This window comes from Dorea sp. BIOML-A1, assembly GCF_009875615.1.
Classification (GTDB): Bacteria; Bacillota; Clostridia; order Lachnospirales; family Lachnospiraceae; genus Dorea_A; species Dorea_A amylophila.
Map to the genome: position 1 here is coordinate 132523 of NZ_WWSA01000003.1, position 9207 is coordinate 141729.

Genomic DNA, 9207 nt, shown 5'->3' on the forward strand with positions numbered 1-9207 from the left:
TATATGTTATTTATACCATTCATCCACTGTTCTAAAGCCCATATGTCTTTATCTGACACTAACTCCATTATGAACAGTACATTATAATATTGAATGACACCTACTCTCTTCCTTTCCTCTATTAACCTTTTACACAATAACCTATACTTAATGTTCATATCGTTCCTATGCCCCTCCCTCTAATCTATATTTTCCATCCTTATATACGTTATATATATAATTATTATATAGTACATATAAGTGCCTGAAGCATATCAATTGCTTCCGCCGAGCGCACTTCCCCCACGATGATCCTGTCCGGTCTCATACGAAGTGCCGACTTGATCAGATCCCTGATGGTAACTTCTCCTGTTCCTTCTACATTTGCATTTCTTGCTTCCAGTCTTACCAGATTCTTTACATTTTGAATCTGAAGTTCTGCGTTGTCTTCGATCGTTATGATGCGTTCATTTTTGGGTATATATTGCGATAGTGCATTCAAGAAAGTGGTTTTCCCGGATCCGGTTCCACCACTGATGAATATATTGTATCCGGCGGCTACTAATAAAGCCAGAAAACCTGATACTTCTGAATTGATTGACTGCCATTCCATCAGTTTTTTCATTGTAATTGCTTCTTTTGCAAATTTTCGAATTGTAACGATCGGCCCATTTAATGCGACCGGCGGAAGTACGACATTGACTCTCGATCCGTCTGCCAGTCTGGCATCTGCAATCGGCGATGCCTCATTTACCAGTCTGTTGGATCCTGCCACGATCTGCTGGATCACATCCTCCAGTTTGTCTCTGGATAAGAATCTTTTGTCTGACTGGATGATCCTTCCTGCTTTTTCAATAAATATATTCTGCGTCCCGTTGATCATGATCTCTGTGATCTGTTCGTCTTCCAGAAATTCCTGCAGCAGATCCAGTTTCCGGAATGCATTGAAAAGTTCCTTTCCAAGCATTGTTTTCTGATCCAACGGCAGATATTCTTCCTGTGAAGCTTCCTGAAGTACTTCATAGATCAACTCTGTCAGTTCTTCGTCCTCCATGTCCCTTGTCATATCCAGTCTGGATAATATCCTTGCATGGAGCTGCTCTGCTTCTATCATTTTCTTCATCCTTCCAGCTCTTTCTTTACCATCTTCTGCTTTACATCGTCATAACCCATCAGATGTAATTCTTCTTCAAACTGGAATAATTTTGCCTGCGCCACCTCCTCTTTTATGACTGCCACATGTATCTCCGTACACATCCTCAAGAGCTCATATACTCCACGGATCCCTTCATCGATATCCAGTATCAGGACTTCATATATGCTCTGTTCTGCAATCTGTTCCACAAACCCTGTCCACTCTTCGATCTCCACTGCCTTCAGATCTTCCGACATCCGCATAGGCAGAAGATAGTCAAGCGGTCCCATATGTTTTACCATACCTGCCAGAGCTGCTCTTAAGTGTTTCTTCTCCTGTCTGGAATAATAAAGTGCATCCGCTACCGTCTGTCCGGCATCCGGAAAATGTCCCCCGATCCCTCCATATACTTCAAGATTCAGGTACAATACATTGTACGTCCTTGCCAGTTCTTTTCCCAGCTTTAATGCATACCCGGTCTTCTTACTCCGGTGCACCGGGGAAAAGATTCCGATAATCCTGACATTCTGCTTTTTCGCTGTCCTAAGGAAAAATCTTTCCGGTTCCCCGAACTGCGTACACTGTTCGATCACCACTCCCATAATGGCCTCTCCGGACTGATACTTATTGATAAGTTTCTCATTTGTCTCGTGTGCTGCATTTTCCGACTGTGCCAGAACGAACACATTCCCGGCCTTTATCTTCTTCCTGTCTTCTACCGGATAACTGCTTCCGATCAACAGGATATCAACCGGTGATTCCTCCTGCAGTTTTACGGTCTGCTCAACACTGTTACATACCTGTACGCCAAGTGCCAGCTCCTTCGCTTTCATAAAAACTTCCGCAAGGGCCGCAGCGTATCTCACTTCCTGGTCACAAATCACCAGATTCCTGCTTACCACATACTATCCCTCCTTCAACACGTTTACACAAAATCTGAAACGTTTGCCGATACGGCATTGAATACTTCTTGAATTTTTTGAATCTAACAATTAGAACTACAAATCAGATGCAAGCTACTTCGTAACTTGTAGGCTGATTATATACTGGATGATTTGTATTTGTCTATGCCCTTTTTAAAAGTTTTCAATCTTTGTGCAATGTTTACATAATTTGATAAAAAGTTATACCGTAAAGTAGAGCAACCCCAGGAAATCCAAAGGATCCGGATGTCAAAAAAGTGATCGGATTCATCCCGACACAGGCAGAAATTCCCTGTCCGTCAAGAAATTCGTTTACAAAAAATATGATCGCGAACCCAATAATTCCACGAATCAGAAAATTTACAATGATTTTTGTTCCCTTTTTTTTCATATTTTTCTCTTTTTTATTACTCTGTTTTTTTATTATATGATGATCTGTATCCGTCTTATACCTTTCATAATTATCAAAAAGCATCTAAAAAAACAGGCTTGAAAACTTTTTCTTTTTTCAAACCTGTCTCATAATCTCTAATCTGCTTTTTATTTTATAACGAAATCTTGATTTCCCGTTCTGTCCGATGGTATTTATGATAATTCACGCCGGCAGAATCGAACATCTTCATGGAAGCTATTACAGCTGCTGTACCTTCATACTTGTTGCTGTCATAGATAACCTCTTTGATCCCGCTTTGTATGATCGCTTTCGCACATTCGTTACACGGGAACAGAGAGACATACAATTTTGCCCCTTCCAGACTTCCTCCACGGTAATTCAGGATCGCATTCAGCTCACTGTGAACCGTGTATACATATTTTGTCTCTAAAGGATCTTCTCCTTCCCGCGCCCATGGAAATACATCATCCGAGCATCCTGTCGGAAGACCGTTATATCCCATTGACAGAATCTTGTTATCCTGACTGACGATACAGCATCCTACCTGTGTATTCGGATCTTTGGAACGCATTCCGGAAAGCTTTGCAACGCCCATAAAATACTCATCCCAGCTGATATAATCTGTTCTTTTATCTCCCATATACGTCACCTCGCCACTATTTTGTCCCAAAAATACGGTCTCCTGCATCTCCCAGTCCCGGAACAATATATTTATGCTCATTCAGATGATCATCGAGTGCACCGATATAGATATCTACATCCGGATGTGCTTCCTGCAGACGTTTTACACCTTCCGGAGCTGCAATGATACACATAAAACGCATATGTTTTACACCTTTATCTTTCAGCATCTGAAGTGCTGCCACACAGGACCCACCTGTTGCAAGCATCGGATCTACGACAAATACTTCTCTTTCGTCACAATCTGACGGAAGTTTGCAGTAGTATTCTACCGGTTCATATGTCTCCGGATCTCTGTAAAGACCGATATGTCCGACCTTAGCAGACGGGATCATATTCAGCATTCCATCAACCATTCCAAGTCCGGCTCTTAAGATCGGCACTACTGCTAACTTTTTACCGCTTAATTGTTTTCCCACCATCTCGCAGATTGGTGTCTTTATCCTGACATCCTCCAGTTTCAGATCTCTTGTTGCTTCATAACACATTAATGATGCGATCTCCCCAACGATCTCTCTGAATTCTTTTGCCCCTACCTCTTCGCTTCTGATGTAGCTGATCTTGTGCTGAATCAACGGGTGATCCATAACCTGTACTTTTGACATCTTTCTCCTCCTTGTTGTGAAATGATTCTATACCAATTTTTCTATATGATGTCCTGCAGCTTTCAGAAGACGGTTCATAATTGCGCTTCCGATTCCTGCAGTATCAAACGACTCACTATAGATATAATCTACCTGATCGTCATCAAACTCTCTTAAGATCCCGAACAGATTTGCGGCGATGGTTGATTCATCCGCTCTGGTTCCGATGCATTTTACGTCACCGGCCTTATATTCTGCCACAGTCTCTTCCGTTCCGATAATGCCGACTTTATAGCCCGCACGGGACTTTTCTTTTGCACGCTTATTGATCTCTGCCGTTACCTTCTCCAGTGGACCTTCTATAATGGTCAGATCCGCTTTCGGTGCATAATGACGATACTTCATTCCCGGTGCTTTCGGAACCTGCTTGCTGTCCGGTCTGATCAGCGTCCTGTCGATCGTGACTTCTCCGATCACTTCCTCGAACATCTCTTTTGTAATGGCTCCAGGTCTTAAGATCATCGGTGGTTCTACCGTCATATCCAGTATTGTAGATTCTACCCCGATCTCTACTGCCCCGCCGTCTACGATCATGTCTACCCTTCCGGTAAGATCCTCTGCTACATGCTGTGCGGTTGTCGGACTCGGCCGTCCGGAAGTATTCGCGCTCGGTGCCGCAATGTATCCGCCGCCCGCATCGATTACTTCTCTTGCGATCTCATCTACCGGCATCCGGACAGCTACCGTATCCAGCCCTCCGGTGGTTCCGTACGGCACAATATCACTTTTGTTAAATATCATTGTAAGCGGCCCCGGCCAGTATTTTTCAGCAACCTTTACAGCCTTTTCCGGGACTTCGGAAACAATTTTTTCCAGTGCTTTCATATTCGTGATATGAATGATCAAAGGGTTGTCAGACGGTCTTCCTTTTGCGGCATATATCTTCTTGGCCGCATCTTCATTCAATGCATCTGCTCCCAGACCATATACGGTCTCTGTGGGAAATGCAACTAGACCTCCTTCTTTTAAGATCCGTCCTGCTTCTCTTATAATATCTGTATTATTTTGATTTTTATCAATTTTTTCTAATATTGTTTTCATGATTGTTATTATACTACACTCTAGTTTTCCATACAAGCAAGGATTCCTTCTGCGATCGCTTCCGCAAGCTTCTCCTGATACTTTGGACTGACCAGCTTTGCGGCTTCTTCCGGGTTACTTAAGAATCCACACTCCACAATGATCGTCGGTACTTCCGTCCGTTTCAGAAGATAATAGGTATCATTCGCTTTTGCCTGTCTGGTATTCTCTTCATCTGCCTTCAGCAGTGCTTTCTGCATCACTTCGGCCATTCGCTTTCCCTCTTCCGAATGTGAATAATAGAAGACCTGCGCTCCGTGGATCTGCGCATCCTGATAGCTGTTCTGGTGGATACTGACCGCAGCCTGCGGCATCGTCTTATTGATCCGTTCCACTCTCGCTTTCATATCATGGATTTTTTTATTTCCTGCAGCCGAATCTCCAAGCATTACATCCTTTTCTCTTGTCATGACGACCTTCCATCCCTTTTTCTCCAGTCTCTCTTTTGTCTTTTTTGCAATTTTCAGATTTACATCCTTTTCTTTTGCCTGATTCACACCGATCTTTCCGGGATCCTCTCCGCCGTGTCCGCTGTCCAGGACAATACATGGATTCCTTCCTGTAACCCTTCCGCTTGATACCATTTCCTCCAGATGATTACTCATCATGATAAGTACCGCCAGCAACAGCAATACTATTGCAAATTCTATTTTTTTCCACAAATAAAAATACCTCCTGCAATTCATATATTCTACTATATGACTGCAAGAGATATTTTATCTGTTATTCTGTTTGATTAATTGACATATTTCTGGATCAGATTCCAGATATCCGAACTCTCCTGTCCAAGAGACCACTCAGCTGTACCTGCAAGCTTATATTTCTTCATGAGTTTGAGCTTTGCTTCGATTGATTTGCTATCTTCCAGCCAAATCTCATATTTGGATCCGTCTGCTTCCCATGTGGCATAGTTCTGTCCGGCCTTCTTATCCCATGTCGTATCGACTCCGGCCTGTTTGACGATGGCCTGTGCATTATCCATACCATATGCATCACTCTCTACGGTTGCAGAATACTGTTCCGCATCCGTTCCTTTATCACTCTTCAGTTCTTCTTCCGTCTTCGGAGTCTCTTTCCACAGACGTGTAAAGAACGGAATACCGCTGATAACCTTCTCCGCCGGAACCTCTTTTAACGTCTCTGTGATTCCTTCTTTTACATAATTGTAAGAAGATACCGGACCTGCTTCAGGCGAACCTGCATAATACTCATCATATCCCATGATCACTACATAATCTGCTACAATTCCCTGCTCTTTACGGTCATACTGTGTGTTAAAGCTCTTCGGAACATAGTTGTCCACCGACAACACCAGTCCGTTCTGTCTGCATTTTACCGATAATTCACGGATAAATTCAATATAATGTTCTCCGCACTTATCGGAAATCTTTTCGAAGTCTACATTGATACCATCAACGCCGACACGGAGTGCCTCTGCGATCAGCTGCGTGATCAATGTCTCACGTCTGGATGTATAGCTGAGCAGTTCGTAAGATTCCTTCTCCGAACTGATGCCTCCGTCAAAATCCCTGACGGTCATCCACACTTCCACATTCTGCTTATGTGCGTAACTCACATAATCTGCCGATGCGATAGAGCTGATGTTACCGTTCGTATCTGCCACATGGATCCATGTCGGAGCCAGTGTCGTAAGCCCTTTCGTCTGGGCGATCCTCTGCGCCACCGCATTGTTCGCATCCTGGTTCGTCACATTATGCCATGCCATATTGATCGTGTAATCTTTGCTGATATTGGAATAATCCTGCTCTTCAAACTTTCTGGTAATATTCTTCTTTTCTTCGTTCTTCAGAGCTTTGTTCTTTACATATCCGATCACACCATCTGCTGTGCGTACTTTTTTCCAGTTCTGTTCACTCTCAACGACTGTTACTTCATCTTTTTTCTTAAGTTCTGCCAGCACAGGGCTCTTTACTCCGCCCTGATAACGCACCTGTGTATTCTTTTTCACAGTTGCAACATCCGTTTTTCCCCATTTTGTCCTGATCATAACATGATCCGGATTATTTGACACTTCATAATCAATATTCGTGTACTGCTGGACAAAATCCAATGCAATATATGCTGTGTTTCCTTCTGTTTTTAAAATAACGTAATCTTCGCTTTTCTTTTTTCTGGATATAGAGTAATCCTTACTGCCGACATCTACCGATATCATATCTTCCGGGAGCATATACAACAGAACATTTTCATTCGGATCCCAGTAGAACCGGCTGTTGATATAATCTCTTACAATATTATATGCAACATATACTTTTCCACCTGCCAGTTTTCCTTCTGCCTCCACGACTTTATTATCCACCGTGATACCAACCTGTCCATCCTTTTCTATCCCATAATATTTCTTCATATCATATTGTTCTTTTGATGGGCTGTAACGTTTCCACAAAATGATTCCTGCAATTGCTGCAATGATTAATATGATCAACAGGACAAATCGTATCATGCGTTGTCTTTTTCTTCTCCGCCGCATACGCGCCCGCTCCGCCGGAGTTCTCTGTCTTCTTGGCGGATGGTTGTCTGACGGTCTTCCTGACGAACGATTGTCTGACGGTCTTCTTCCCTGTGATTTTCCATATGTTCTTCGGTTTTCATATGTGCGGCTACTTCTTCCTCTGTCTTCCATGCTGCACCTCCTACAGGTCACATTATAACAAAACGTAAGATACACGTCATTATATTTCGACATTTTCCTTAAAACTTTCGTCTTAATCTGCGGGGTATTTACATATTTTTCCTGATTAAATTGCTATATTCTGAAACCACAACTCTTTTACATCACCTTTGTCATTGAGCACATAATCTCTCATATATGCCTGATTTTCACACATCGTATGTGCCTGTACAATCTGCATGGGGCTGGCTGGTATTCCATTGATCCTGAGGCTTATATTTTTCTTTTCATAGCCTGTCAGTTCCTGGAACATATTCTTCCATTCGTCATTGTCCCCCATGTTCCTTCCTCCTTTTTACCGGATGATAACTATGAATGTTGCGCATATCTGCAGCGAAGGAGATGCCCGTGATACAATGCTGTTTTCATGCAGCAACAAATTATGTTTCAACTGGAAATAGTCCCCGGCAATTAAATATTTTTCATATTATGTCAAAATTATACTGTGAAATATCTGCCTGAAACGGCTGTGTAATCTGATTTGCTTTTGATAGATCCATCCCACCCGGAACGTGGAATTGAAATATAAATGCCTGGTACGGCGTTCTGTTCCGTCCCCAAAATTAAAATTCAAAAAATTCTCCCTTATTGGTTCTAACAACATAGTTATCAGGGAAAACTATCTTCCAGTAGCGTCATTATATCTGATAAAATTTGAAGAATCAAGTCTTTTTTTATTTTATTATTCCTTTTTGTTTATACTAAATTTATTGAACATCAAACATTTTCTATGATATACTATTTTAGAAGGAAGTGATGATTATGAAGATTGAAAAAATCAGTGACAACCAGATCCGTTGTACTTTGACACGCGCCGATCTAGCTGACCGTCAGTTACAGCTCAGTGAACTGGCATACGGAACCGAAAAAGCAAAATCACTTTTCCGCGATATGATGCAACAGGCAGCCTTCGAATTCGGATTCGAAGCAGAAGACATTCCTCTCATGATAGAGGCAATCCCTTCCGCCGATTCGATCGTGCTGATAATTACAAAAGTCGAGGATCCTGAGGAACTCGATACCAGATTTTCAAAATTTGCACCTTCTTCCATTGCTGATGCCAGGAAAAAGAATACTCCGGGCAAGCTGGAAGGAGCAGAAGGTTTACTCGATCTGCTCGGAAAGGTTCAGGAATCATTTGAAGCACAGGCAGCGAAGTCTGCCCCGGATACCACATCCGCTTCCGGTGATGATACAGAAAAAAAGGATTCCGGTAACAATATCCGGCTCTTTTCTTTCCCTGTGATGGAGAATGTACTGAAAGCCGCCAGGCTTCTGGCTCCGATGTACCACGGTTCCAATACTTTATACAAGGACGAACAGGAGGAGATGTATCTGCTGGCACTTGCCCGGTCCGATCACTCCGCCGCAGATTTCAATCGGATCTGCAATATGTTGTCTGAATACGGCGCTTTAGAAAGAGCGTCCGGCGCAACTTTCGCGTTCCTGGAAGAACACTGCAAGACATTTCTTTCCGGAGATGCGGTTCAGCAGCTCGCCAATATTTAGCCGGAATTATGATCCGGAATTGTCATAAAGATCTGCTATCGGCAGTTCTTTACAAATAACTGCAAAAAAACTCTACAGGAATCCTGTAGAGTTTCAGACTGTAGACAAAGTCCCGGGCAGAAGTCCGGGTTTTTCTTTTATCAAGTTTTCCACATTCCTAACTTTTTTCC

The 9207-nt window shown here is 42.7% G+C and carries 10 protein-coding genes and 1 pseudogene; 1 reads left to right on the forward strand and 10 read right to left on the reverse strand.

Annotated features, from left to right (window positions below; genetic code table 11):
• Positions 1–238 precede the first annotated feature (238 nt).
• From GT508_RS02115 to GT508_RS02160, 10 genes and pseudogenes are all read right to left on the reverse strand, one after another.
• A pseudogene (locus GT508_RS02115) lies at positions 239–1093 on the reverse strand (CpaF family protein); the annotation flags it as partial.
• Positions 1094–1098: 5 nt separating this feature from the next.
• On the reverse strand, positions 1099–2016 hold the full coding sequence (locus GT508_RS02120; RefSeq protein ID WP_161143473.1) for a hypothetical protein: 918 nt from the start codon (positions 2014–2016) through the stop codon (positions 1099–1101).
• A gap of 202 nt (positions 2017–2218) precedes the next feature.
• Positions 2219–2512 carry a pro-sigmaK processing inhibitor BofA family protein gene (locus GT508_RS15025; protein ID WP_319638541.1) on the reverse strand — a complete coding sequence of 98 codons (294 nt, stop codon included), beginning with the start codon at positions 2510–2512 and terminating at the stop codon, positions 2219–2221.
• 70 nt (positions 2513–2582) lie between these two features.
• Positions 2583–3071, reverse strand: a complete 489-nt coding sequence (locus GT508_RS02130) for a deoxycytidylate deaminase (protein WP_161143481.1) — start codon at positions 3069–3071, stop codon at positions 2583–2585.
• A 16-nt stretch (positions 3072–3087) separates the two neighbouring features.
• Positions 3088–3717 (reverse strand): uracil phosphoribosyltransferase, encoded by a 630-nt coding sequence (gene upp, locus GT508_RS02135; protein WP_161143474.1) that lies wholly within the window; start codon positions 3715–3717, stop codon positions 3088–3090.
• A 27-nt stretch (positions 3718–3744) separates the two neighbouring features.
• The gene (locus GT508_RS02140; protein WP_055283318.1) at positions 3745–4797 is read right to left on the reverse strand and encodes an L-threonylcarbamoyladenylate synthase; all 1053 of its coding nucleotides are present in this window, start codon (positions 4795–4797) and stop codon (positions 3745–3747) included.
• Between the two features lie 20 nt (positions 4798–4817).
• Positions 4818–5498: an N-acetylmuramoyl-L-alanine amidase family protein gene (locus GT508_RS02145; protein WP_118224988.1), complete on the reverse strand. Its 681-nt coding sequence runs from the start codon at positions 5496–5498 to the stop codon at positions 4818–4820.
• Positions 5499–5572: 74 nt separating this feature from the next.
• Positions 5573–7327 (reverse strand): glycosyl hydrolase family 18 protein, encoded by a 1755-nt coding sequence (locus GT508_RS02150; RefSeq protein WP_226853398.1) that lies wholly within the window; start codon positions 7325–7327, stop codon positions 5573–5575.
• On the reverse strand, positions 7297–7449 hold the full coding sequence (locus tag GT508_RS02155) for a hypothetical protein (protein WP_161143475.1): 153 nt from the start codon (positions 7447–7449) through the stop codon (positions 7297–7299). Before GT508_RS02155 ends, GT508_RS02150 begins: the two co-directional genes overlap by 31 nt.
• A gap of 146 nt (positions 7450–7595) precedes the next feature.
• A complete protein-coding gene (locus tag GT508_RS02160; protein WP_028086551.1) occupies positions 7596–7808 on the reverse strand; it encodes a hypothetical protein in 213 nt (70 codons plus the stop codon).
• A 482-nt stretch (positions 7809–8290) separates the two neighbouring features.
• Here GT508_RS02160 and GT508_RS02165 point away from each other — a divergent pair, with 482 nt between their 5' ends.
• Positions 8291–9037 (forward strand): adaptor protein MecA, encoded by a 747-nt coding sequence (locus GT508_RS02165; RefSeq protein ID WP_055283313.1) that lies wholly within the window; start codon positions 8291–8293, stop codon positions 9035–9037.
• Positions 9038–9207 lie beyond the last annotated feature (170 nt).